This window comes from Hymenobacter aquaticus, assembly GCF_004765605.1.
GTDB classification, from domain to species: Bacteria; Bacteroidota; Bacteroidia; order Cytophagales; family Hymenobacteraceae; genus Hymenobacter; species Hymenobacter aquaticus.
Genome location: NZ_SRLC01000001.1, coordinates 1378726 through 1402651 on the forward strand (window position 1 = coordinate 1378726; position 23926 = coordinate 1402651).

Genomic DNA, 23926 nt, shown 5'->3' on the forward strand with positions numbered 1-23926 from the left:
TTGCCCTGCTTGCGTTGATGAAAGAGCTGGAAATTCTGCTGCTGGCCCTCTATGGCCTCTGTCTGCTCTTCGTGCTGGGCTTTAGCCTGACCCAGTTTCAGCTTACGCGCCTAGCCCGCCGCGCCTTTGGGCAGCCCCGGCCGGGGCCGCCCCCGCCGCCGCCCGCCGTCTGGCCCCGCGTTACGGTGCAGCTGCCGCTCTACAACGAGGTATTCGTGGTGGAGCGCATCATCACGGCCGCCGCCCGGCTCGACTACCCCGCCGACCGGCTGCACATTCAGGTGCTCGACGACTCCACCGACGAAACCGTGGCGTTGGCCGCCGCCGCCGTGGCCCGCTTCCGCGCCCAGGGCCTGCGCATCGACCAAGTGCGCCGCCCCGACCGCACGGGCTACAAAGCCGGGGCCCTGGCCTACGGCCTGACGCAGACCGACGGGGAATTCATTGCCATTTTCGACGCCGACTTCGTGCCGGAGCCCGATTTTCTGCGCCGCACGGTGCCGTACTTTACCAGCCCCGAAATCGGGGTGGTGCAAACCCGCTGGACCCACCTCAACGAAAACGACTCCCTGCTTACCCGGCTCCAGGCCTTTGGGCTGAACGCGCATTTTCTCATCGAGCAGGTGGGCCGGAATCTGGGTGGGCACTTCATCAACTTCAACGGCACCGGGGGCGTGTGGCGCCGTCAGTGCATCGAGCAGGCCGGGGGCTGGCACGCCGACACCCTCACCGAAGACCTGGACCTGAGCTACCGGGCGCAGCTGGGCCCGTGGCGCTTTGTGTACCTGCCCCAGGTGCAGGCCCCCGCCGAGCTGCCCGCCACCCTCGACGCGCTGAAGTCGCAGCAGTACCGCTGGACCAAGGGCGCCGCCGAAACGGCCCGCAAGCACCTGGGTGCCGTACTTCGGTCGGGCAAGAGCTTCAGTACCAAGCTGCACGCGGTATTTCACCTGCTCAACAGCACCGTGTTCGTGGCTATTCTGGTTATGGCCCTGCTGAGCGTGCCGCTGGTGCTGATCCGGGAGTATGCGTCCGAGTTCCAGCCGGTGTTCCGGCTGGCGGCGGTGTGCGTGCTGGGCTTTTTGCCCCTCACCTACTACTTCTACACGGCCTGGCGGCTCGACCGGCCCACGGCCCCGGGGTGGCAGTTTGCGCCCCGCTTCCTGCTTTTCCTGGCCGTGTCGATGGGCCTGTGCCTGCACAACACCCGGGCCGTGCTGGCCGGGCTGGCCCGCCGCCCCACGGCCTTCATCCGGACGCCCAAGATGGGCGCGGCCCCGGCCGCCGGCCGCCGCTACCGCACCCGCAGCTTCAGCGCCCAGACGGTGCTGGAGGGCCTTCTTACGCTGTATTTCGGGTTTGGCATCGGCCTGGGCATCTACTTCGGCAGCTACGGCCTGCTCCCGTTCCATAGTTTGCTGGTGCTGGGCTTCGGCACGGTGTTCTACTACTCCGTCCGGCATAACCGCGCGGCCCTATGAAACCACGGCTCAGCCCCCGGCAGCTGGCGGCGGGGCTCGGCAGCGCCGCCGCCTATCTGGCCTTAGCCTACTGCACACCCCGGCCCGCGTTTGGGCAGCTGCTGGCCCTCTACCTGCTGGCCTTCGGGGGCTACGCCCTGCTGGTGCAACAGCCCCCGCGCCTGCGCTACGGCCTGGCCCTGGCCCTGCTTTTCCGCCTGCTGTGGCTGCCGGCCCTGCCCGCCCTGTCCGACGACTACCACCGCTTCCGCTGGGACGGCGCGCTGGTGGCCGCCGGCCAAAACCCGTACCGGGCGCGGCCGCAGGAACTGATGGTGCCCGCAGCCCGGGAACAGCGCCTGCCGGGCTTGTCGGCGGCGGCGACGGCCGAGCTGTACGCTGCGCTCAATTCGAAGCCGTACTATTCCGTGTACCCGCCGCTGTGCCAGGCGGCCTTCGGGGCGGCCAGCGCGCTGTTTCCGACCTCGGCGCGGGGCTTCGTGCTAGTGTTGCGCCTATTGATTTTGGGGGCCGAAGCCGCTACGGCCGGCCTGCTGCTGGCCATGCTCCGGCGCTTCGGGCAGCCCCCGCGCCGGGCGCTGCTCTACCTGCTCAACCCGCTGGTGATTGTGGAGCTGACTGGCAACGTGCACTTCGAGGCCCTGATGATCTGCGGATTGCTGGCGGCTATGTGGGCCCTGGCGCAGGGGCGGCGGGCATGGTCGGCGGCGGCGCTGGCCGGGGCCGTGGCCACTAAGCTGCTGCCCCTGCTGCTGCTGCCCCTGCTGCTGCGCCGCCTGGGCTGGGCGCGGTGGCTAAGTTACTCGGCCCTGACAACGCTGGTTTTGCTGGGGCTTTTCGCGCCTTTTTTCTCCCGGGAGCTGGTCAGCAACCTCGGCCAGAGCCTGGAGCTGTACTTCCACAAGTTCGAGTTCAACGCTGGCCTCTACTACCTGCTGCGGGCGGTAGGCTACTGGCAAACCGGCTACAACCAGATTGCCCGCTTGGGCACGCTGCTGGCCGGGGGCACGCTGCTGACCGTGGCCGGAGTAGCGCTGCGCGAAAAGCAGCCCACCTGGGCTTCCCTACCCCGCACCCTGCTCCTCGTCTTCACGGCCTACTTTGCCCTGGCCACCACCGTGCACCCCTGGTACCTGACGACCCTGGTGGCCCTGAGCGTGTTTAGCCGCTACCGGTACGCGCTGGTGTGGTCGGCCCTGGTGCCGCTGTCGTACGCGGCCTACCAAACCTCGGCCTACACGGAAAACCTCTGGCTGGTCGGCCTCGAATACGGACTTGTGGCCGGCGTGCTGCTCTGGGAATTGCGCGTCGCGGGCCGCACGGGTCACGACGCGCAGCCCCGGTTCTAGTGGGTCCAGTAGGCGTAGCGCCGCACGCTCGTTAGCTGCAGGGTGCGCCCGTCCCAGGTCGTCTGGCGCAGCAGCACGTTGGGGTAGCGGCGGGCAAACCAGTACACGTTTTCCTTTTCCTGATCCAGCCGCACCCGAACCTGCCAGGCCGGCTCGGCAGCCTCAGCGGCGGCGGCCTCAGCTACCGCCACTCGTGCCTGGTAGCTGACCGGCGGCGTGGCCTTGCTGGTTTGCTGCAATTCCAGAATGGTGGCCGCAAAAGCAGGCTTCTGCTCGAAGCGCAGGGCCCGCAAGGTGTAGGGCAGGGCATCCTCAAACAGCACGTCGTGGGGCAGCTGCCGCTGCCCGGCGCCTTGCTTATCCCAGTACGAGTTGTAGGTTTCCGTATACTGGTCACCCTCGTCGGTTATGGCTTTAAAGGTGGCGCCGCACCACTCCTGCGACGAGGTAGTGAGCTTGTGCAGCGCCACGGGCCGGTCGCGCCGGAAAAACAGGGAGGTCAGGAAGTGGTACGGATACTGGTCGGTGGGAATGCGGCAGAACTGGTTGACCTTGAGCACCGGGAACATGTCGGACCGCTGGTAGCTGTCGGTTTTCACGTTGAATTCCTGGTTGAACTCCTCCTTAACCGTAATCTGAGTGTAGTCGAAGCGGCGCACCTTGTTGTAGATAACCCGCTCGGCCGCGTAGGTGGCTACTTCCGCCAGCCCGTCTTCCCAGAGCTTATCCATGGCCCACTGGCTGTTGAAATACGCATCCAGGGCGTGCGGGGCAGCAGCGGGCGGCGGGCCGCCGGAGCGGGCCGTTTGCTGGCCGGGGCCATCGGGCGTGCAGGCCGACAGTGCCAGCAGGGCCCCCAGAATAAAAGCGCGACGCGGGAAAACAGGCATAAGGCGGGTAAGGCGGAACAGGGCGCTAAGGTACGGGCAAATAGCCCCCATGTTTCTGCCGCCCTACGAATTTGCCCGCCAGGCGGCCAGGTCCGCAGCCGTATCCACGTCGCGCAGCCGGGGCAAGTGGTGTACCCGCAGGCCCAGCTGCCGGGCGTCGGCGAGCAATTCGGCCAGCACCGAGTCGGTGCTCCAGACCTTATTCTGAAAAAACACCGGGTGCAGCTCCCGCATGCCCAGCAGGTAATAGCCCCCATCCAGGGCCGGCCCCACTACTACGTCGTGGGTGTGCAGGGCGGCAAAAGCCTCCGCCAGGTGCGCGGCCGATAAGGTTGGGCAGTCGGTGCCGATGATAACGGCGGCCGTGGCACCCTGGGCGAAGCTGTAGGCAAAGGCCGCCTGCATGCGGGCTCCCAGGTCGGGGCCCTGCTGCACGTGCTCCTCGTAATCGGGCCAGAACGGGCCGGGCGCGGCGGGTTGGGCCTCAGCCAGCCACACCAGCCGGCGCCCGGGCAGCGCGGCCGTTACGGCGTGGGTATGCGCCAGCAGCTCCTGGTACACGGCCAGCGCTGCCGCGTCGCCGATGGTGTGGGCCAGGCGGGTTTTCACCCGGCCCAGCTCGGGGTGGCGCGCGAAAACCAGCAGGTGCTGCTTCGATTCCGCAAGTACTGGCGCTTTATTCATATACCTTGTTGCCCCGGCTCAGCCACGGGCTCCACAGCGCCGAGTAAGGATGTACGTTTTCGGTGATACCCTGAGCATTATAAACGGGCAGCCCCTGGTTTACCCACTGAAAAATGCCGCCGTAGAGGTTATACACCTGCTTGAAGCCCAGCGCCCGCAGCCGCTCCCCGACCTGCTCACTGCGGGCCCCCACCGAGCAGTACACCACGATTTCCTGGGTGCGCGGCAGGTCGGCGAAGGTGGCCTGTTTGTAGTGGTCGAAATCAACGAAGCGGGCCTCGCGCAGGTGGCTGACGGCGTATTCGGCCGGGGTGCGGGTGTCCAGCAGCAGCACGGTGCCGGGCTGCTCGTGCAGCTGCCGGGCCAGGGCCGCCGGCCGGATGACGGGCACGGTGCCCCGGTAGAGCGTGCCAAGCAGCCGGTCGTAGGCCGGGTTTTCGCCCGACTGCGCGTTGGTACCGCAGGCCGGCAGCAGCAAGGCCCACCCGACGCCGGCAAATCGTTTTATCCAGCCTTTCATACGCAGGTAAACAGCCCTTGGGGCCCACTAAGTGCCGAACGCCAACCGGCCGAAACCAGCCCGGCCGGCCCTTGGCTTTTGGCGGGTTACATGGATAATTCCTTGGCCTTGTTCATCATCTGCACGCCGTGCACCAGGGCCGCGCCGCCCTTAATGGCCGCCGCGACGTGCACGGCCTCCATCATCTGGGCTTCGTCGGCGCCTTTCTGCAGCGAGTCCACGGTGTAGGCGTCGATGCAATAGGGGCACTGCACGGCGTGGGCCACGGCCAGGGCAATCAGGGCCTTTTCCCGCTCGGTAAGGGCGCCTTCCTTGAACACCTCGCCGTAGTAGTCGAAGAACTTGCGGCCCATTTCGGGCTGCCATTCCGAGATGTTGCCGAACTTGGCCAGGTCGGCGGGGTTGTAATACGTTGCTTTTTCCATGATGCTAAACAGAATGCGGACCGGAACCCACGGTGAAAAATGTTGGCGGGCAGCGCGGCCTAAGCCGGCCTACCGCTGCCGTACCCGGATAACTACCCGCTCCTCATCCTCACTGGTGAGCGGCGTCACCTCAATATCCTCGGTTTCGTCGAAATAAGCGGCCAGCCCCCGGATAATGCCCACGGCCAGGGCCCCCATCCGGCGCTCCGACTCGTACGTCACTTCCAGCTCCTTGGCCGACTGCCGCCTGACGTGCAGCACAGGCGGGCGGGTGCCGGGCGCGTCGCGCCGCACGGCGCCGTGCATGGCTTCCTCCGTATGCTCAATCATTTCCAGCGTGCCCCACTCCGGCTGCACGTAGCGCTTGTACACCAGCATCAGGTCGGGCACCAGAAACTCGCCGAACTTCTCCTGCAGCTGCGCGGCCGGAATGCCGGTCATTTCGGCGGCCTGGCCCACCAGCGCGAAAATGTGCGCGTCGGGGTACACGGTGTTCATGTCGAAGTCGGCATTACTCAGTCCCGATAATTCGACCAGCCGAAGCCAGGTGCTGTGGTCGTACTGCAGTTGAACAAAGCGCTTGAGCAGATTAATGATGGAGCCGTGCACGAAGAAAAAGAAAAAGTTGCCGTAATGCTCCTATTACAAGCTGAACCGGTATTTGGTTAAGCTGAGCAGCGGCTATGATGCAGGCTGGGCCCGGGAATACGGCCGGTAGTGCGGCTTTCTCCCGGGCCCAGACCTGGTTTTTGCGGCCTTAAAACTTGCCGATAACGGTCATCGTCGACAGAGTAGGATTTTCGCTGCCCCCGGCCGGCTCAATGGTCATGGCAAAGGCTTCGGCGTTGGCAATGTCCTTCATGTGCTGAATACTGTCGCCGGCGGTGGTAGCGGCGGCCAGCACGCCGGCATCCACGGGCGTGCCTTTGTCCATGGCCCAGAGCTGGTATTGCTTGCCCTCGGGCAGCGTGGGCAGGTGGCGCACATCGACGTACACGGCCTTCGTGGCTTTGTTGTAGAGCACGCGCGCCTTGGCCTCGGGGGCGGTGGGCGTGCCAGCCAGATCGACGGCCCGGAACTGCTCACTGCGCAGAATGGCCAACTCCTGGGTGCGGGTATCCAGGCGTTTCTCGACGGCCTGCATGGTCGAAGCCACGCGCGACTGGTCGGCCTGCAGGGCTACCAGCTGGGTTTCGCTGCTCTGCCACCGGTTGTAGAGCACCAGGTTGGCGGCGGCGCTGAGCACGAGCAGGGCCACGGAGGCGGCCATCAGCCAGTTAAACCCGGGGGCGGCACTTTCTTCCGCCACCGGCGGGGCCGAGGCAATGGGCCGCACCACGGCTTCCGAAACCGGAGCGGCGGCGGCTTCCCGAGCGGGCTCGGCGGCGTGAATAGCGGCCTGGAAGCCGGCCAGTACCCGCTCCCGCATCCCGGCGGGCGGAGTTTGCGTATGGGACTGAGCGTAGTTGTCCAGGCCCTGCTGAATGAGGGTCAGCTCTTGCCGGACTTCCGGATAGTCAGCCGCGTAGCGTTCCACTTCGGCGCGCTGCGCCGGGTCGAGCACGCCCAAAACGTACTCTTCGAGAATCCCGGATTCGATGTATTCCTGAATGTTCACGGTTATCGAATCAGTTTTGCCAGTACTTTGATGGCCGCCCGGGCCCGGGTTTTCACCGTTCCCAGCGGCAGGTTGAGTTCTTCAGCCACTTCGCTTTGTGTAAATCCGCCAAAATAAAGCAGGTCAATGATTTGCTTTTGCTCCGGAGCAAGCTTGTTGGTCATTTCCTGCACACCAATGTGCTCAGGCCGGAACGTGGGAGTAGCGGCCTGGCGCAGCGCGGCACTCTCTTCGATGGGCTGCGTACGAGTACCTACGCGGTATTGTCGGGAGCGGATTTTGTCGATGGCCAAATTGCGCGAAACATTCAGCACCCAGGTAAACAGCCGGCCTTTGCTGGCGTCGTAGGCCTGAAACGAGTTCCAGATCTTGACCAGGCTTTCCTGCAGCACGTCCTCGGCAATTTCCTCTTTCTTGACGATGCGCAGGATAACGCCGTACAGGGCCGCGGAGTACTTTTCGTAAAACAACGTCATGGCCGATTCATCCCGGTCGCGCAGGCGCTGCACGAGCAGGTCCTCGGAGATGGAAGTCGTTGATTCGGGAGTAGTGGGAGACACAGAGAGCAGCTATGAAGGGCGAACAGCACGTAGGCTACATGCCACTGATGAGACGAAAGTACACTAATATGAGTATTCGGTAGCAAGCCCGCCGCCCGAAAGCCCGGCCAGGAAGGCCGAAAGCCAGTAAACGGTTGGGCTTCCCAAAGCTACATCGAAGCAAGCCTATGTTTTGCCTAACCGGACGATCTTCCAGTTGTTTTTTAAAAAACCCCGCCTTTTTTTCCTTTTTCCATGGCTATTGAGTCTTTTAACCCTTATACCGGCAAAGTGCTCCGGCGCTTCCGGGCCTTTTCGTGGGCCAAAACCGAGCGTATCCTGGCCCAGGCGGCCCGGGCCGCCACTACCTGGCGCGACTCGCCTTTTGCCGAGCGTCGCCGCCTGATGCACCGCGCCGCCGACCTGCTGCGCGAGCGGCAGCACGAGCTGGCCCGCCTGATGGCCCTGGAAATGGGCAAGCCCGTAGTGGACGGCCGGGCCGAAATCGTGAAGTGCGCCCTGACCTGCGACTACTACGCCGACCACGCCGAGGAATTTCTGCGCGACGAGGAAATCAAAACCGAGGCCCGGCGCAGCTTTATTGCCTACGAGCCCCTGGGCGTGGTGCTGGCCATCATGCCCTGGAACTTCCCCTTCTGGCAGGTTATCCGGTTTGCCGCCCCGGCCCTGATGGCCGGCAACGTGGGCCTGCTCAAGCACGCCTCCAACGTGCCGCAGTGCGCCCTGGCCCTGGAAAGCATCTTCCACGACGCGGGCTTCCCCCCCGCTACCTTCCGCACCCTGCTCATCGGCTCGGAGCTGGTGGAAAAGCTGCTGCAGGACGACCGGGTGAAAGCCGCCACCCTCACGGGCAGCGAGGGGGCCGGCGCGAAGGTGGCGGCCACCGCCGGGGCCCAGATCAAGAAAACGGTGCTGGAGCTGGGCGGCTCCGACCCGTTCGTGGTGCTGGCCGACGCCGACGTGGAGCTGGCCGCCAAAACCGCCGCCCAGGCCCGCATGGTCAACGCGGGGCAGAGCTGCATTGCGGCCAAGCGCTTCATCGTCGATAAGTCGGTGGTGAAGCCCTTCGTGAATCAGCTCAAAACCCACCTGCTGGCTTTGCGCACCGGCGACCCGCTCGACGAAGCCACCCAGTACGGCCCCCTGGCCCGCCCCGACCTGGCCGACGAGCTGACCAAGCAGGTGGAAGACTCGGTAAAAGCCGGGGCCCGGGTAGAGCTCTACGGCGGGCAGGCTAAGCCCGGTACGGCCCTGTTCCGCCCCATGATCCTGGCCAACGTGAAGCCTGGGCAGCCGGCCTACTACGAGGAGCTGTTCGGCCCCGTGGCCATTATTCTGGAAGCCCGGAACGAGGCCGACGCCGTGCGCCTGGCCAACGACTCGCGCTTCGGCCTGGGCGGCTCGGTCTGGACGCGCGACGCGCGGCGCGGCGAGGCCGTGGCGCGCCGCATCGAGTCGGGCGCCGTGTTCGTGAATGCCATGGTGAAGTCGTCGCCGGAAATGCCGTTCGGCGGCGTGAAAAAGTCGGGCTACGGCCGGGAGCTGTCCTACCTGGGCATCCGGGAGTTCGTCAACCAGAAAAGCATCTGGATAGCCGGCGAAGCCCCCGCAGAGAAGAAGAAAGTGGAATAGGGGGTAATGTGCTCAGGTGCTAATGTGGGAAATGTGCTGAATGTGCTGAATGTGAGTTAATGTGTCGTTGCGAGCAATCCGTCCTCTGAAATGTGCTGAGCCTTCCTTAAGTGAAAAGCCCTTTCCCGTAGTCAACAGGAAAGGGCTTTTTAGTAAAAGGGCGGGTCGTGCCTCGCAATGACACATTCCCCACATTCAACCACATTCCGCACATTAGCACCTGAGCACATTAACAATATCCCAGCAGCTTGTAGGTCAGGTAGCCGGTGATTTCGTGCAGCAGGTGGCTCCAGCGGCCCAGGGCGCTGGCGTCGGGCAGCCAGTAGCTGGGCGTGCGTACGGGGTCGTTGGTGCGGTAATCGGCCGGGAAAGGCGTGGGTTGCAGCCCGACTTTCCGGAAGCAGGCCAGGGCCCGGCGCTGGTGAAAGGCGGAGGTAATGAGCACCAGGCTTCTGATTTCAGGGTGCCGGCTCAGCAGCAGCTTGGTGTTGAGGGCATTTTCGCGGGTGTTCCGGCTCTGCTCTTCCACCAGAATACGCTGGCGGGGCACGCCGGCCAGGCGCAGCAGCGTGGCCAGGTCGTGGGCCTCGGTGTGGGCCACCTGCCGGATGGAGCCCGAGCCCCCGCTGACGATGATGTAACGGATGCGCCCGGCCCGGTACAACCACAGCGCGTTGGTAAACCGGTCGGCCCCCTCGCCCAGGTATACCCGGTCGTGGGGCGACTTCAGCGGGTGGGTGATGCCGGTGAGCAGCACGCCCGCGTCGTGGGGCGCAATGCGGCGCAGCCGAACCGGGGGCATTTCCCAGGCCAGGTAGGCTTCGTTGACCAGGCCGCTGTTGGTGCCGATGAGCGTCAGTGCCAGGGCGGCTAGCAGAAAGCCGCGCTGCCGCCGCGGATGGCGGCGGCTCAGCAGGGCGGCGGCCAGCAGGGCCAAAAGCCACACGGCGGGCTCCAGCGCAAACGGCAGAATTTTGGAAAGGAGGAAAAACACGGCCGCGAAGCTAGGGCAAATTAGCCCAAGCCCCACCTAAACCAGCAGAAACAAGAGCAGAAACGTAGTCAGCGCCGCCGCATCAGGCATTCTGGGGCAGCCACTCACGCAGCCGCTCCAGCATGGCTCGTACTTCGGCCTCAGTGGTCAGCGTGTCGCACTCCAGGATGCGGCCCTGGCAGTAGCTCACGAAAAACGGGGCTACTTTCTGCTGCATTAGCTTTTTGGCCACCGGGCTTTCCTCCGAGGCCAGGCGCAGAAACAGGATGGTCTGGTAGGGCTCGTCGTCGGCAAACTGGGCGAAGGGCGGGGCCAGCAGCTCGCACGTGGCGCAGTTGTCGGAGGTAAACTTAGCAAACACCTTCATGTGCTCGTGGGTGTAGCGGCGCAGGCCCTCGTCGTTGGTATCGTAGACGCGCTGACGGTCGGTTTCTTTCATAAACGGGCAATAGCAGGCCGAGAGCCTGGAAAAATGAACTGGGAAGCAGACAACAAAGCCGCCCCGGATGTTCCCATCCGAGGCGGCTTTGCGGCACTTTGGGGCAGCTTTTCTTACGCTTTTTTCAGCATCATGTTCCGGATGTAGCGCACCGGGGCGCTGCCGTAGCTGAGAAACTGCTCGTTGAAGGCCTTCAGGTTGAACTGGCTACCCTGCTCCTTTTTCAGCTCCTGGCGCAGGTCGTAGATTTCGGTGTAGCCGGTGAAGTAGCTGGCCAGCTGCACCTGGCTCAGGGTGGCCCGCAGCCACTTGTTGGTAGCTTCCGACTTCTCCTGGAACCCGTCGCGCATCAGCTGGCTCACGATGCTGGCCTCGGAGGCGTTATCAACCTGGATTTCGTGGTCGATGATGGCGTTGATGGTCACGCGCATATTCCATTTATCCCAAATTAACCATATCTCGTCGGTGTTGCCGCCGTAGCCGCTTTCCAGCATCATGCGCTCGGCGTACACGGCCCAGCCCTCAATCATGGCCCCATTACCGAAGATGGACTTGATGAGCGAGGGTGAGCGGTTGGCGTACACCAGCTGGGTGTAGTGGCCCGGAATGGCCTCGTGAATGTTCAGAATCTGGAGCGTGTAGTCGTTGTACTCGCGCAGGTAGCTTTCCGATGCCGCGGCCGGCTGCCCGTCGAGCGGCTCCACGTTGTAGTAGGTGTCGGCCGCCTTGTCGTAGGGCCCGGGCGCCGACACGGAGGCCCCGGCCCCGCTGCCGCGCATGTAGAGCGGGGTTTCGCGCACCACCAGCGGCTTGGTCGGGTCCTGGGTTAGCAGCTTCTGGTCGTTCACGAACCTGACCAGGGTCGGAATCTGGGCCTTCACGGCCGCCACGAAGCCGGCCGGGGTGGCGTGCTTATCCGAGAGCCGGGCAATGACCTGCTTTACGGCCGCCAGCGAGTCGGTGGGCAGGGGCTGGCCGGCAAAGTACTTGGGCCAGAGGCGGGCGGCGCGGGTTTTCATGTCGCGCAGCAGCTCCTGCTTGTGGGCCAGGGCCTTGCGGTACACCTGGTCGGCGGAGTACGTGCTCTGAATGTCGTAGGAGAACTTCCGGTCGTAGAGGGCTTTGCCCAGGCGGAAGCTGCGGAACTTACCGGCCGGCAGCACCTCGTTCTGCAGAAAGGCAATGTAGTTCTGCAGCACCAGCCTGGTGGTGGCTACCCGGTCCTGGAAGTCCTTTTTCTCCCGCGCCGAAAGGCCCGAGCGGCCGAGCGAGTCGAGCAGTGCCGGGCCAAACACCTCCAGGGCGCCTTTGTTCTGCCGGATGGCCAGCTCGGTGTGCTCCCGGGTGGGGTTTTGGATGTTGTCCTCGGCGGCGGCGTAGTAGTCGGCCGCGCGGGATATTTTCAGGGAAATACTGCGCAGACGGCGGTCCAGGGGCTGGTAGCGGCCATTCAGAATCTCGGCCACCGACCCGCCCAGGTTGTAGTTGGCCGGGTTCCACTGCCAGTCGCGCAGGGTGTCGGCGTACCAGCGGGAGCTGTTCAGGTAGTTTTCAATCAGCCGGAAGTCGGTCTGGTTGTTCACCGACAGCTCGGCCACCGGAAACGTGGCCAGCTGCTGGCGCACCCGGGTCTGGGCGGCAGCTTCGGTCTGGCGGCGGCCGGCGTTGGGCACCACCAGCAGCGAGTCGTAGCGGTGGTAGCCCTGGCTGCTGGCCCACTCGGGGTTGTAGTACCAGAGCGAGTCGATAAACTGGGTTTTGAACCGCTCGAAGTTGCTGTCGGGCGTGGGTACGTCGGCCGTGCCGGCGTGCTGCTCGGGGCCGCAGCTGCCCAGCCACAGGGCCGTAGCGCAGCCCGCCGCTACTGCCAGCAGCCGGGGGGTAGAGGTGTTGGTCATGAAGAAAGTAGAGTAGGACAAAAAGGACAGGCAAGGTAGCCCACAACGCCCCTATTTCCGCCATGCCCGGCCCGGACGGCCGCAAAAGGCCCGGCGCGTTTCCGCCGCCGGGCCCTGTTTACTTACAACCGCTACTGAATCAGCAAATTAATACTGATATACCACAGCGTTAATATTCATCCCCGCCCCTACCGAGGCAAAAACGACGGTGTCGCCGGGGGCAATGTGCTGGCCGGGCAGCTGGCCTTTTTGCAGCAGATCGAGCAGCGTGGGGATGGTGGCTACCGAGCTGTTGCCCAGCCAGCCAATGGTCATCGGCATCAGCTCCAGATCGGGGCTGCCCGCGTCGTAGAGCTTGAAGAGGCGCTCCAGAATGGCAATGTCCATCTTCTCGTTGGCCTGGTGAATCAGCACCTTGCGCACCTGCGACAACGGCACCCGGGCCTTGTCCAGCGCCGTTTTGACCACCAGCGGCACCTGCTGCAACGCAAACTCGTAGAGGCGGCGGCCGTTCATTTTCATAAACCGGTCGGGGCCGGCGGCTTCCGCGGGCTCATACGACGGGCCCATGCTCAGCAGCTCGGCGTAGTCGACGGCGTGGGTTTGGGTGTGGTGGGCCAGAATGCCGCGCGGGCCGCCGTCGGGGCTGGCTTCCAGAATCACGGCGCCGCTGCCGTCGCTGTAGAGCATCGTGTCCCGGTCGTGGGCATCGACCACCCGCGAGAGGGTTTCGGTGCCGATGATGAGGCAGCGCCGCGCGTCGCCCGAGCGGATGTAGTAGTTGGCCTGAATCACGGCTTCCAGCCAGCCGGGGCAGCCAAAGGCCATGTCGTAGGCCACGCAGTTGGGGTTGCGAATACCCAGGCCGGCCTTGATGCGCGAGGCCAGGCTGGGCACCAGATCTACCCGGTTGCTGCCGGCCGTTACGTCCCCAAAATTATGGGCGACAATCAGGTAATCAAGCGTTTCGGGGTCGATGCCGGAGCTGGCCAGGGCATTGGCCGCCGCCGCCAGGCCCAGGTCGGAAGCCCGCTGGTCGAGCCGGGCGTAGCGCCGCTCCTGGATGCCGGTAATGGCCTGGAAGCGGTCCAGCACCGCCGCGGGCTCCTGGGTAATGAAGGTACCTTCCTTGGTGAAAAACCGGGCCGAGAAGAAGTCTTCGTTCCGAACGACGATGTCAGGGATGTAGCTGCCGGTAGCCGTGATGATGGACTGGATCATAAAAAAGCAGGGAATACAGGCTGCCAGGGGAGCGAGTCAGGCGCTGGTGAAAGGGCAAGGTAGCGCGCGACGGGCAAACTCAGCCGTATTTATTTCCCGGCGCCGGCGCCGGCGGCCGGGCCCCGCTGGCCGGCCCCGGCAGTTGGCGGCTACAAAACAGGCGGTTACCCCCGACCCGGCCCGGGCGAGGCTACCGGGGAAAATACGCCGAGAAAGTTGAGCCCACGCCCAGCTCGCTGGCCAGGGTGATTCGGCCGCCGACATTTTCCAGCATGCGCCGAACCATGTACAACCCAATACCCGAGCCCTCGACGTGGGTGTGCAGGCGCTGGAACATGGCAAACACCTGCTCCTGCTGGCGCAGGTTGATACCCAGCCCGTTGTCGTGCACTTCCAGCACCACGAAAGCCTCTTCCAGCCGCGTCCGGACCCGGATGCGGGGCGGCCGGTCGGGGTGGTGGTACTTCAGCGCGTTGCTCAGCAGGTTGTAGACCACGGAGCGCAGGTTTTTCTCGGAGAAAAGCAGGGGCGGACAGTTGCGCACGTCCACGTCGAAGTGGCCGTTGGTTTGGCGCAGCAGCGGGGCCAGATCCAGGCGCACGTCTTCGATAACGGCAGCCAGCTGCACCTGCGTCACGGGCGGGTCGTGCTCCTTCTGCAGCCGCGACACGGCCGTCAGGTGCTCGATGGTGCGCTTGAAGCGGTCCACGGAGTGGTGCATCAGGTCCAGGATATACGCTACTTCGCCTTCTTCGGCCGCCGGCCGCAGCTCGCGCTGCAACATTTCCACCAGGCCCTCGATGTTGGTAATGGGCGCTTTCAGGTCGTGGGAGGCCGTGTAAATGAAGTTGTCCAGGTCGACGTTGGTGCGCGTGAGCTGCTCGTTAGTGGTGTGCAGCTCCTGGGCCAGGGCCAGGGCCTGCTGGGCGCTGGTTTCGGCCCGCTGCCGGGCTTCCACCTGCTCGGTCACGTCCGACACGAGGGTGTAGAAGCCGACCACCGCGCCCTGCCGCACGTCGGGAATGTAGCTGGTGCGGATGTATTTGGTGAAGCCGGCGCGGTAGGGCATCCGGGCCTCAAAGTCGAGCCGCTCGCCGGCCAGGGCCCGCTCAATGTAGGGCCGGGCATTCTCGAAGGCCTGCTCGCCCACCACCGCCCGCACGTGGCGGCCCAGCAGCTCCTCGGGTTTCTGGTCGAACCACGCCTCGTAGGCCTGGTTGGCGAAGCGGTATTTGTACTCGTGGTCGAGGTAGCCGATCAGCACGGGCAGCGCGTCGGTGAGCAGGCGCAGCTGCTGGGCGCTGGCCTCGCTGGCCCGGCGGGCGCGCACCTGCTCGGTGACCTCGAAAGCAAAGACCAGCACGCCGTCGATGTGGCCCTGCTCGTCGCGCCGGGCCTGCTGAATGTAGTTGAAGTACCGGTCTTCCAGCTCCCCGTCGGGGCCGGTCAGGGGCACCAGGATGGCCGATTCTTCGTGGGTGATGCCCGTCTCGTAGATTTCCCGGAACACCGCCATAACCGAGTGCTGGGCCAGCTCGGGCATGGCTTCCAGAAAGCGGCGGCCCAACAGCGGCCGGTCGGGCAGCAGGCGCTGGTAGGCTGGGTTCACCAGCTCAAACACCAGCTCGGGGCCAGCCAGAATGCAGATGGCCGCCGGCGCCTCCATAAACAGGCGCTGCAGCCGCTCCCGCTCCGCCTCGCGCTGCAGCCGGGCCAGCACCTGCTCGGTGACGTCGTAGGCAAACACCGAAATGCCGGCAATCTGGCCGTTTTCGCGGTAGGCCTGGTAGGTAAAGTTAAAGTAGCCGGACCGGTCGGGCTGGCCGGCTTCCCCGGCCCAGGACAGGGGCATTTCGGCGCCCACGAAGGTTTCGCCGGTTTGGTACACGGTGTCGAGCACGGCGCGCAGGCCCAGGGCTTCGGCTTCGGGTATGGCTTCGGCGAGGTCGAGGCCCACTAGGCGGCGGTCCGGGAACAGGCGCTGGTAGGCGGGGTTGACGTACTCAATATGATGATCGGGCGTGCGCAGCAGCTGAATCAGGGCCGGCGTTTGCTCGAACACCTGGTAGAACGTTTCGCGCTCCTGGGCCTGGCGCCGGGTGGCGGCCAGCACTTCGCCCTTTAGCAGCTCGGCCCGCTGCCGGGCCAGCACTTTGTCCGTCACGTCCAGAATAAAGGCCAAAATGCCCTGGCTGCCCCCCTGCTCATCGAGCAGCGGCTGATAGATAAAGTCGATGTAGCGCAGCGGCGCCTGCCCCGAGGCAGGGTCGGTCAGCCGAAGGGGCATCTCGGTCCCGGTGAAGGCCTGGCCGGTCTGGTACACCTGGTCGAGCAGGCGGGTAAAGCCCTGCGCCGCCACCTCGGGCAGCACCTGGGCCACGGGCTGCCCCAGCTGGGCCCGTCCGCCCACCAGGTTCTGGTAGGCATCGTTGAAGAAGCCGTAGCGATGCTCAGCCCCGTTCAGGGTGGCAATGCTGGCGGGCACCTGCCCCAAAATTTGGCGCAGGGCCTGCTGCTGGGTTTGGAGCTGGGCCCGCTGCCGCTCGGTTTTGCCCAGGGCCGCGTGCAGCTGCTCGGTACGCTCCTGCACGCGGGCCTCCAGCTCCTGGTTGAGCTGCTCGATGCGGCGCTGGACCTGCACGTGCTCCGACACGTCGAAGGCAAAGACCAGCACGCCGTCGATGTGTCCATCGGCGGCCATTCGGGCCTGAAAGATGTAGTTGAAGTAAAAATCCTCGAGCGGCCCCCCTTCCGTGCGGGCCAGACGCACGAGTACGTGCTGGTCGATGTGGGTACCCCCGGTGGCGTACACGCGCCGCAGGGTGTCGACGATGGCGTGGCCGGCCAGTTCGGGCAGGGCTTCCAGTAGGGGCTGCCCCAGCAGCTGGCGGTGGGCAAACAGGTGCTCGTAGCCGGGGTTCACCAGCTCGTAGGTCAGCTCGGGGCCGCTGAGAATGCAGATGGCCGCCGGGGCCTGCATAAACAGGCGCTGGAGGTTGTTGCGCTGGGCTTCGGCCTCTGCCTGGGCCTGGCGCAGCGTGTCGTTGAGTTGCCGCAGCTGCTGCTGGGTGCGGGTCAGCTCGGCATTGCTCACCAGGTACTCCGCATTGGCGGCCTGAATTTCCTCGTTGGTAGCCGTCAGCTCCTGGTTCAGGTCCTGCACCTGCAGCCGGGCCAGCACCTGCTGGGTGACGTCGGTGGCCACCACTAGGATGCCGCTGATGGTGCCCTGGGCGTCGTGCTGGGGCTGGTAAACAAAGTTGAAGTAAATCGTTTCCAGCTGCCCGTGCCGCCGCAGCTGCACGCCCAGCTCGGTGCCCACGTAGGGCTGGCCCGTGCGCAGCACCCCATCCAGCAGCTCCTGGATGCCCTGGCCCTGCAGCTCGGGCAGGGCCAGCAGCAACGGGCGGTCCAGCACCTGCTCCTGGGTGCGGGCCCAGATTTCGCACATCGACGGGTTGGCCAGCGTGATGTGGTAAGTAGGGCCTTCGAGCAGGGCAATGGCGACCGGGGCCTGGTGAAACACTTCCTGCAGCTGCCGGCGCTGGTCTTCGGCCGCCGTCTGCAGCAGCAGCAGCTGCACCTGGGCCTGGCGCAGAGCCTCCTCTACCGGCGTGCGGGGCTGGTCGCCGGTGTCGGTGAAGCTTACCAGCAGCTGGTTGCCGCTACGCCGGGCCGCCAGCCGGAAGTAGTTGTCGAGGCCGTCGTGCTGGTAGTACATGTCGTAGTGCCCGGGCTGGCCGGCCAGAAACGTGTCGCGGTAGAAGGCGAAGATACCCGCTCCCTCCGCGTTGGGGTACAGAGTCAGGAAGGTGGCCGTGGGGCGCTCGGGCAGCAGCAGCATGCGCTGGGCCGCCGGATTCAGGCGCACGTAGGCCAGGTCGATAATCGTGGCCGGCTCGTGGGAAGCATAAATCGGCTCGAAAAGAATAATGCCGGTCAGGGAAAGCTCCAGCAGATCCTGCAGCAGTTGGTCGGAATCGGGGGCGGTGGAATTCATGCGGGCAGGCGGGCAGCAACGGGAAGCAAAAAGCCGGAACAACGAGCGGCTCAGCAGCACGCTTTCATTCAAGTAACGAAGATGGGAGTAAAACGATGAAAACCCGTTGGCAGCGCCACGGGCTTTCCCGCCCGTCGGTTGGGCGGGGCTGGAATCGGGGGCCGATATCTGCTACCTTCGCCTTATGCCACGTCTTCTGTTTGTGTTTTCCGCCGCCCTGCTGGCCTGCTCGCAGCAATCCGAAACCACCCGCCCCCCCCTGCCCGCCGGGCCGCCGGCCATTCCGGTCCAGAGCAGCCGCCCGGCCCAGGCTGGGGCGGGCGTAATCGAGACCTTCGAGGCGGGCGGCAAAGGCGCCTACTCCACCGCCGATGAAACCCTGGCCACCGGCAGCTGGCACTTCGAGGACGCGCTGATCGGCTCGTCGGACCAGGACCACAAAAACGGGCAGCACGCCGCCCGCCTGCGCAACCAGGGCCGCCTGCGCATGAATTTCGACGCCCCGGCCGGGGTGCGCAGCATCCGCATCAGCGCCGCGGCCTACGGCGACGACGCGGCCAGCACCTGGGAGCTGTGGGGCAGCCTCGACGGGGGCCGCACGTTTCGCCGCATCGGGCAGCCGGTGCGCACCCAGGGGCCGCGCCTGGCGGTGAACACCTTCGCCGGGGGCACCACCGACAAGCTGCGGCTGGAAATCCGCAAGACTGGCGGCAGCGGCCGGCTTAACATCGACGACATCCGGCTCGAAACCACGGCGGCCGGCGTAGCTAGTCCTGCGGGTGCCGCGCCCGTGGTGAGCGGCGGCAACCCGCCCGGCCCGGGCACGTCGTTGCCGCCGGCTACCACCCGCCAGGCCACGGCCGTCGTCACCAGCCGCGACGATAATATGGCCCTGGGCAACCCCAGCGGGGCGACCAGCAGCCTGAGCAGCCCCACGAACTACCTGCTGGTCAAGCCCCAGTTTACCATCGGCTACAACGCCAACCGCGGCACGCCGACCTGGGTGAGCTGGCACCTGAACCGCGCCTGGATGGGCTCGGCGCCCCGGCAGGACGACTTCCGGCCCGACCCGGCCCTGCCCCGCGAGTTTTACCAGGTCACGATGCGCAGCTACGCCGGCTCGGGCTTCGACAAGGGCCACAACTGCCCCTCGGCCGACCGCACCGCCGACCTGGACGACAACTCGGCCACGTTTCTGATGAGCAACATGATTCCGCAGGCGCCCAACAACAACCAGCGCACCTGGAGCAGCCTCGAGGAATGGGGCCGCACCCAGGTGAGCCGGGGCCAGGAAATCTACGTCATCATGGGCAGCTACGGCAAGGGCGGCACCGGGGCCAAAGGCTTCATGACCACCCTCGACGGCGGCCACGTGACGGTGCCGGCCCGGGTGTGGAAGGTGCTGGTAATCCTGCCCGAGGGCTCGGACGATATTAACCGCATTGCCACCCAGGCCCGCATCCTGGCCATCGACACGCCCAACGACAACGCGGTAAGCCCCGACTGGAGCCAGTACCGCGTGTCGGTCGACGCCATTGAAAACGCCACCGGCCTGGATTTGCTCAGCAAGCTCCCCCTGGACGTGCAGGCCCGCCTGGAAGCCCAGGTAGACAAGGGCCCGACGCGGTAAGCTGGATGCAGGAACGCTACTTGTTTCCCGAAACTGAAACCCTGCCCCGGCCCGAACAACTGGCGGGCTTACTGCGGGAGTATCGGGAAGTGGGCATCAGGTACACAGCCCTGCCCCAGGGCTACCTGGACGCGCTTTCTGGAACGCTGGAGAATCATACCATTCAGGACCGGAATTCCCGGCTTGGCGGAGTCATTGTCATCATTCCGGCCGTTTCCACTGCCAGCATTCTGGCCCGAAAAGATGCTGTTTACGCCTGCGCTAAGGTATTCCGGCAACAGGCGTTTCAGTTGATGAATCCGCTGCTCGAAGCCTTGGCCATTCCCCCGGATAAGCGGAACGACTGGCGGGAGTTGATGCAAACCAAAATGGCCCACATCCGGCGCGGGCAAGCCAGAGGGCAACTCGGTGCCGAATGGACCTATTTCCTGCACGGCTTCGAGTGCCGGTTTGAGAATGGGAAGACTGGTCAGGTAGTCGAAGTCATTATCAATAACTGTCCGGAATTCGGGTGCCTGGATGCCTGGTTTTTCCTGCAGTACATCAATACCACCGAGCAGTTTGCCGGGCTGCGCGAGTGGCTGGGTAACGAGTATGAAAACGCCAAAAAGGTGCTTACCATTCTGGCGAGGCAGGATGTACTGAAGCACTACGGTTCAGCCCGTGATGATAGAAACCTATTTGCCGACTAAAACCGGCGTGGGACGCTGCCAGGCGCCTGCACGGCTGGCCGCATCAGCCCTTGGTAAAGTCGGGCAGCAGGCGCAGGCACACCGGCGCGGGCACCTCGGCCGCAAAGCCCGTGGGCGTGAGCCGGCCGGTTGTGGCGTCGACGCGGAAGGAAAAGATGTTGTTGGAGTTTTGGTTGGCCACCAGCAGCAGCCGGCCGTCGGGCGAGAGGGCGAAGTTGCGCGGCGTTTTGCCCTGCGTGCCGGCGTGCTCTACCAGGCGCAGGTGCCCACTGCCCTGGTCGATGGCAAAGACGGCCAGGCTGTCGTGCCCCCGGTTGGAGGCGTACACGAAGCGCCCGTTGGGTGAGACGTGAATGTCGGCGCAGGCATTGGCCCCGGCAAAGCCCGCCGGCAGCGTGGGCACGGAGTGCAACTCGGCAAACGTGCCCTGGGCCGCGTCGTAGCCCAGGGCCGTGACGGTGGAGTTCAGTTCGTTGACCACGTAGGCCCAGCGCCCGTTGGGGTGAAACGCCAGGTGGCGCGGCCCCGCCCCCGGCTGCGCCACGAAGGCAACCTTGCCCGGCAGCTGCGGCAGGCCCGTTTCGGCACTCAGCGCGTAGCTCAGCACTTGGTCGGTGCCCAGGTCCACGGCCAGGGCGTAGCGGCCGGCGGGGTCGGGCAGGATGCAGTGGGCGTGGGCGCGGTCCTGGTTTTTGTGCGGCCCCGTACCCTGGTGCTGATCCACTACCACGGCCGGCGCTAGCGGCCCACCAGGCTGCACCGGCAACGCGCTGATGGTGCCGCCGAAGTAATTGGCTACCAGCAGGCCCCGGCCATTGGGCGTCAGGCTCACGTAGCACGGCCCCGCCCCTTCCGAGGGCTGCTCATTCAGCAAACTCAGCGCGCCGCTGCCCTGGTCGATGCCAAACGCCCGCACCGCGCCCGTGCTGCGGCCCTGAAACTCCAGGCTGGCCTGCACGGCGTAGAGGCAGCGGTGGTCGGCCGAAAGGGTCAGAAAGCCGGGCTTGGTGCCACCCCGGAAGCCGGCCACGCGGGTCAGCGCCCCGGTGCGTGGGTGCAGGCGGTAGAGGAAGATATTGTCCTGCTCGGGCGGGCCGTAGGTACCGATGTAGAGCAGCAGCTCCCGCTCGGCGCGACCGAGGCGCCCCACGGCGCAGGCGGCCAGCAGCGGCCCGGCGGCCAGCAGGGCGGCCCGTTGCAGGAAAGCGCGGCGGGTACGGAGGGGGTTCGAAAGCATAGCCAAGCCAGTAGCAGGAGCCGCCAAGATACGCAGGCGGCCGGGTGCAACGTATTGACTTGACGCATACCAACGGGGTTTGGCGGGCAGGCGGCGGCAATTACCCGGCTATTGCCGAGTGACCACTACGCCGGAGCAGCTCTGCTGCGAATCCGCCCGCGCCGCCTGACCGAGGTAGAGACGCAACATCTTGCGTCTCAATCGTTGCTGACGTTGTTTACTGCGACTTCACGGTCGTTCAACGACGAGACGCAAGATGTTGCGTCTCTACACGCAGGCGGCGCGGGCACCGGTAATACATCCTCCTTTCCTACCTTCCCGGCTTCAACCCCGAAGCTGATGAAACTGCCGTTCCTTCCCGCTCTTCTTCTCGCGTCTTTTCCTAGCCTGGCCCAGCAGAAAGCCCGGCCCGCCGAAAACCTGGTGCAGTACGCCCGGCCCATCATCGGGACCCAGAAGATGGGCCACACCTACCCCGGGGCCACGGTGCCCTTCGGCATGGTGCAGCTCTCGCCCGATACCGACACGCTGCTCTACGCCAAGGACGGTAAGTATAACCCCGACATCTACCGCTACTGCGCCGGCTACCAGTACGACGACCCCACCATCGTGGGCTTCAGCCACACCCACTTCAGCGGCACCGGCCACTCCGACCTCGGCGACTTCCTGGTGATGCCCACCACGGGGCCCTTGCAGCTCAACCCCGGCACGGCCCAGAAGCCCGAAGCCGGCTTCCGCTCCCGCTTTTCCCACCAGAACGAAACCGCCGAGCCGGCCTACTACAAAGTGAAGCTCGACGACCACAACATCGGGGTCGAGCTGACGGCTACCACGCGCGTGGGTATGCACCAGTACACTTTCCCGAAAGCCGACCAGGCCCACGTCATCCTGGATCTGATGGCCGGCATCTACAACTACGAGGACAAGAACGCCTGGACCTACGTGCGCGTGGTCAACGACTCGCTCATTACCGGCTACCGCCAAACCAACGGCTGGGCCCGCACCCGCACGCTGTACTTCGCCATGGCTTTTTCCAAGCCGTTTAAGAGCTACGGCTTCCGCAACTTCTCCAAAAAGCAGGTCTACCGCGGCTTCTGGGGCAAGTTCGACCAAAGCAAGAACTTCCCCGAAATGGCCGGCGAGCAGCTACGCGCCTACTTCGACTTCAGCACTACCGAGGGCGAGAAAATCAAGGTAAAAATGGCCCTGTCGCCCGTCAGTCAGGAAGGGGCGGTGGCCAACATGCGGGCCGAGCTGCCGGGCTGGAGCTTCGAGCAGACCCGGGCCCAGAGCCAGGCCCTGTGGCAGCAGGAGCTGAGCAAAGTCACGATTCAGAGCCCGAAGAAGGACGACAAAATCAACTTCTACACGGCCCTCTACCACACCTTTCTGGGCCCCACCGTCTACCAGGACGCCGACGGGCAGTACCGGGGCCTCGACCAGAACAACCACCGGGCCGAGGGCTTTACCAACTACACCACCTTCTCGCTCTGGGACACTTACCGGGCCCTGCACCCGCTCTTCAACCTGGTGCAGCCCCGCCGCAACGCCGACATGATTCAAAGCATGCTGGCCCACTACGGCCAGAGCCCCGAGCACATGCTGCCCGTGTGGAGCCACCACGCCAACGAAAACTGGTGCATGATCGGCTACCACTCTGTCTCGGTCATTGCCGACGCCGTGCTCAAGGGCAACGCCCCCTTCGACGCCAACCAGGCCCTCGACGCCTGCGTCGCCACCGCCCGCCACGATTCCTACGACGGGGTGGGCTTCTACCGGCAGCTGGGCTTCGTGCCCGAAGACAAGAACTCGTCGTCGGTGAGCAAGACCCTGGAGTACGCCTACGACGACTGGTGCATTGCCCAACTGGCCCAGAAGCTCGGCCGCCAGGATATTTACGAGGAGTTCAGCAAGCGGGCCCAGAACTACAAAAACGTCTACGACCAGCGCATCGGCTTTATGCGCCCCCGCCTGGCCGACGGCTCGTTCCGCCAGGAGTTCGACGTGCTCAGCACCAACAACCAGGGCTACATCGAGGGCAACTCCTGGAACTACAGCCTCTACGTGCCCCAGGACCCTAAGGCGCTGATCCAGCTCATGGGCGGCCCCCGGCGCTTCACCGAGCACCTCGACTCGCTCTTTACCATGCACCTGCCCGACCGGTTCTTCGCCGAAACCGAGGACATCACCCGCGACGGAATCATCGGCAACTACGTGCACGGCAACGAGCCCGCCCACCACGCGGCCTACCTCTACAACTGGACCGACCAACCCTGGAAAACCCAGCAGCGGGTGCGGATGATCCTGCCCAAGATGTACCGCCCCACCCCCGACGGCCTGGGCGGCAACGACGACTGCGGGCAGATGTCGGCCTGGTACGTCTTCTCGGCCCTGGGCTTCTACCCCGTCGCCCCCGGCTCACCCGAGTACGCCCTGGGCAGCCCCGCCATCCACGCCGCCACCATGACGCTGGAGAACGGCAAAACCTTCCGCATCACGGTCAAAAACCAGAGCGACAAAAACGTGTATGTAAAAGAAGCCCGGCTCAACGGCCAAAAGCTGACCCGGCTGTTTCTCCAGCACCAGGATATCGTGAACGGCGGGGAGCTGGTGTTTTTGATGGCGGGCAAGCCGTAATTTGACCAGATATTTATCT

19 protein-coding genes are annotated in these 23926 nt (G+C 64.9%); 6 read left to right on the forward strand and 13 right to left on the reverse strand.

Annotated features, from left to right (window positions below):
- The first annotated feature begins 17 nt into the window (after positions 1 to 17).
- Positions 18 to 1481, forward strand: a complete 1464-nt coding sequence (locus E5K00_RS05640; RefSeq protein WP_135462277.1) for a cellulose synthase family protein — start codon at positions 18 to 20, stop codon at positions 1479 to 1481.
- Positions 1478 to 2830: a hypothetical protein gene (locus tag E5K00_RS05645; RefSeq protein WP_135462278.1), complete on the forward strand. Its 1353-nt coding sequence runs from the start codon at positions 1478 to 1480 to the stop codon at positions 2828 to 2830. The genes E5K00_RS05640 and E5K00_RS05645 overlap by 4 nt, the downstream gene beginning before the upstream one ends.
- Here E5K00_RS05645 and E5K00_RS05650 read toward each other — a convergent pair.
- The 7 genes from E5K00_RS05650 to E5K00_RS05680 all read right to left on the reverse strand — a co-directional run bounded on the left by E5K00_RS05650 (position 2827) and on the right by E5K00_RS05680 (position 7527).
- Positions 2827 to 3720 (reverse strand): hypothetical protein, encoded by an 894-nt coding sequence (locus tag E5K00_RS05650; RefSeq protein WP_135462279.1) that lies wholly within the window; start codon positions 3718 to 3720, stop codon positions 2827 to 2829. The two genes, E5K00_RS05645 and E5K00_RS05650, sit on opposite strands and share 4 nt — an antisense overlap.
- Positions 3721 to 3783: 63 nt before the next feature.
- Complete coding sequence (locus E5K00_RS05655) at positions 3784 to 4404, reverse strand: TIGR04282 family arsenosugar biosynthesis glycosyltransferase (RefSeq protein ID WP_135462280.1); 621 nt, start codon at positions 4402 to 4404, stop codon at positions 3784 to 3786.
- Entirely contained in the window at positions 4397 to 4924 is a 528-nt protein-coding gene (locus E5K00_RS05660; RefSeq protein ID WP_135462281.1) for a rhodanese-like domain-containing protein, read from the reverse strand. The genes E5K00_RS05655 and E5K00_RS05660 overlap by 8 nt, the downstream gene beginning before the upstream one ends.
- Before the next feature lie 86 nt (positions 4925 to 5010).
- On the reverse strand, positions 5011 to 5349 hold the full coding sequence (locus E5K00_RS05665) for an arsenosugar biosynthesis-associated peroxidase-like protein (protein WP_135462282.1): 339 nt from the start codon (positions 5347 to 5349) through the stop codon (positions 5011 to 5013).
- A gap of 69 nt (positions 5350 to 5418) precedes the next feature.
- Positions 5419 to 5958, reverse strand: coding sequence for a heme NO-binding domain-containing protein (locus E5K00_RS05670; RefSeq protein ID WP_135462283.1), 540 nt, complete (start codon positions 5956 to 5958; stop codon positions 5419 to 5421).
- A 148-nt stretch (positions 5959 to 6106) separates the two neighbouring features.
- Positions 6107 to 6967, reverse strand: coding sequence for an anti-sigma factor (locus E5K00_RS05675; protein WP_135462284.1), 861 nt, complete (start codon positions 6965 to 6967; stop codon positions 6107 to 6109).
- A gap of 2 nt (positions 6968 to 6969) precedes the next feature.
- Positions 6970 to 7527 carry an RNA polymerase sigma factor gene (locus E5K00_RS05680; RefSeq protein ID WP_245328215.1) on the reverse strand — a complete coding sequence of 186 codons (558 nt, stop codon included), beginning with the start codon at positions 7525 to 7527 and terminating at the stop codon, positions 6970 to 6972.
- A gap of 234 nt (positions 7528 to 7761) precedes the next feature.
- On the opposite strand from E5K00_RS05680, the gene E5K00_RS05685 reads away from it, so the two are divergent.
- Positions 7762 to 9159 (forward strand): NAD-dependent succinate-semialdehyde dehydrogenase, encoded by a 1398-nt coding sequence (locus E5K00_RS05685; RefSeq protein ID WP_135462285.1) that lies wholly within the window; start codon positions 7762 to 7764, stop codon positions 9157 to 9159.
- Positions 9160 to 9388: 229 nt separating this feature from the next.
- On the opposite strand, the gene E5K00_RS05690 is transcribed toward E5K00_RS05685, so the two are convergent.
- From E5K00_RS05690 to E5K00_RS05710, 5 genes are all read right to left on the reverse strand, one after another.
- The gene (locus E5K00_RS05690; RefSeq protein ID WP_135462286.1) at positions 9389 to 10153 is read right to left on the reverse strand and encodes a YdcF family protein; all 765 of its coding nucleotides are present in this window, start codon (positions 10151 to 10153) and stop codon (positions 9389 to 9391) included.
- An 82-nt stretch (positions 10154 to 10235) separates the two neighbouring features.
- Entirely contained in the window at positions 10236 to 10592 is a 357-nt protein-coding gene (locus tag E5K00_RS05695; protein WP_135462287.1) for a thioredoxin domain-containing protein, read from the reverse strand.
- Between the two features lie 113 nt (positions 10593 to 10705).
- On the reverse strand, positions 10706 to 12511 hold the full coding sequence (locus E5K00_RS05700) for a DUF885 domain-containing protein (protein ID WP_245328216.1): 1806 nt from the start codon (positions 12509 to 12511) through the stop codon (positions 10706 to 10708).
- A gap of 126 nt (positions 12512 to 12637) precedes the next feature.
- Positions 12638 to 13711, reverse strand: a complete 1074-nt coding sequence (locus E5K00_RS05705) for a 3-oxoacyl-ACP synthase III family protein (RefSeq protein ID WP_135462289.1) — start codon at positions 13709 to 13711, stop codon at positions 12638 to 12640.
- Positions 13712 to 13901: 190 nt separating this feature from the next.
- Complete coding sequence (locus E5K00_RS05710) at positions 13902 to 17711, reverse strand: PAS domain-containing protein (RefSeq protein WP_135462290.1); 3810 nt, start codon at positions 17709 to 17711, stop codon at positions 13902 to 13904.
- A gap of 184 nt (positions 17712 to 17895) precedes the next feature.
- Between E5K00_RS05710 and E5K00_RS23050 the strand changes: the two genes are divergently transcribed.
- Together E5K00_RS23050 and E5K00_RS05720 are read left to right on the forward strand one after the other, a co-directional pair.
- Positions 17896 to 19341, forward strand: coding sequence for a DNA/RNA non-specific endonuclease (locus E5K00_RS23050; RefSeq protein WP_245328217.1), 1446 nt, complete (start codon positions 17896 to 17898; stop codon positions 19339 to 19341).
- A gap of 5 nt (positions 19342 to 19346) precedes the next feature.
- Positions 19347 to 20033, forward strand: a complete 687-nt coding sequence (locus E5K00_RS05720; protein WP_135462291.1) for a DUF6896 domain-containing protein — start codon at positions 19347 to 19349, stop codon at positions 20031 to 20033.
- A 43-nt stretch (positions 20034 to 20076) separates the two neighbouring features.
- On the opposite strand, the gene E5K00_RS05725 is transcribed toward E5K00_RS05720, so the two are convergent.
- Positions 20077 to 21270: a lactonase family protein gene (locus E5K00_RS05725; RefSeq protein ID WP_135462292.1), complete on the reverse strand. Its 1194-nt coding sequence runs from the start codon at positions 21268 to 21270 to the stop codon at positions 20077 to 20079.
- Positions 21271 to 21609: 339 nt separating this feature from the next.
- On the opposite strand from E5K00_RS05725, the gene E5K00_RS05730 reads away from it, so the two are divergent.
- Complete coding sequence (locus E5K00_RS05730; protein ID WP_135462293.1) at positions 21610 to 23907, forward strand: GH92 family glycosyl hydrolase; 2298 nt, start codon at positions 21610 to 21612, stop codon at positions 23905 to 23907.
- Positions 23908 to 23926: the final 19 nt, after the last annotated feature.

Excerpts from the sequence above, each read along its gene's own strand:
- E5K00_RS05720 (WP_135462291.1), top strand. The coding sequence starts at position 19,347 with ATGCAGGAACGCTACTTGTTTCCCGAAACTGAAACCCTGCCCCGGCCC.
- E5K00_RS05650 (WP_135462279.1), bottom strand. The coding sequence starts at position 3,720 with ATGCCTGTTTTCCCGCGTCGCGCTTTTATTCTGGGGGCCCTGCTGGCA.
- E5K00_RS05685 (WP_135462285.1), top strand. The coding sequence starts at position 7,762 with ATGGCTATTGAGTCTTTTAACCCTTATACCGGCAAAGTGCTCCGGCGC.
- E5K00_RS05730 (WP_135462293.1), top strand. The coding sequence starts at position 21,610 with ATGAAACTGCCGTTCCTTCCCGCTCTTCTTCTCGCGTCTTTTCCTAGC.
- E5K00_RS05695 (WP_135462287.1), bottom strand. The coding sequence starts at position 10,592 with ATGAAAGAAACCGACCGTCAGCGCGTCTACGATACCAACGACGAGGGC.
- E5K00_RS05645 (WP_135462278.1), top strand. The coding sequence starts at position 1,478 with ATGAAACCACGGCTCAGCCCCCGGCAGCTGGCGGCGGGGCTCGGCAGC.
- E5K00_RS05660 (WP_135462281.1), bottom strand. The coding sequence starts at position 4,924 with ATGAAAGGCTGGATAAAACGATTTGCCGGCGTCGGGTGGGCCTTGCTG.
- E5K00_RS05710 (WP_135462290.1), bottom strand. The coding sequence starts at position 17,711 with ATGAATTCCACCGCCCCCGATTCCGACCAACTGCTGCAGGATCTGCTG.
- E5K00_RS05725 (WP_135462292.1), bottom strand. The coding sequence starts at position 21,270 with ATGCTTTCGAACCCCCTCCGTACCCGCCGCGCTTTCCTGCAACGGGCC.
- E5K00_RS05640 (WP_135462277.1), top strand. The coding sequence starts at position 18 with ATGAAAGAGCTGGAAATTCTGCTGCTGGCCCTCTATGGCCTCTGTCTG.
- E5K00_RS05705 (WP_135462289.1), bottom strand. The coding sequence starts at position 13,711 with ATGATCCAGTCCATCATCACGGCTACCGGCAGCTACATCCCTGACATC.
- E5K00_RS23050 (WP_245328217.1), top strand. The coding sequence starts at position 17,896 with ATGCCACGTCTTCTGTTTGTGTTTTCCGCCGCCCTGCTGGCCTGCTCG.
- E5K00_RS05665 (WP_135462282.1), bottom strand. The coding sequence starts at position 5,349 with ATGGAAAAAGCAACGTATTACAACCCCGCCGACCTGGCCAAGTTCGGC.
- E5K00_RS05655 (WP_135462280.1), bottom strand. The coding sequence starts at position 4,404 with ATGAATAAAGCGCCAGTACTTGCGGAATCGAAGCAGCACCTGCTGGTT.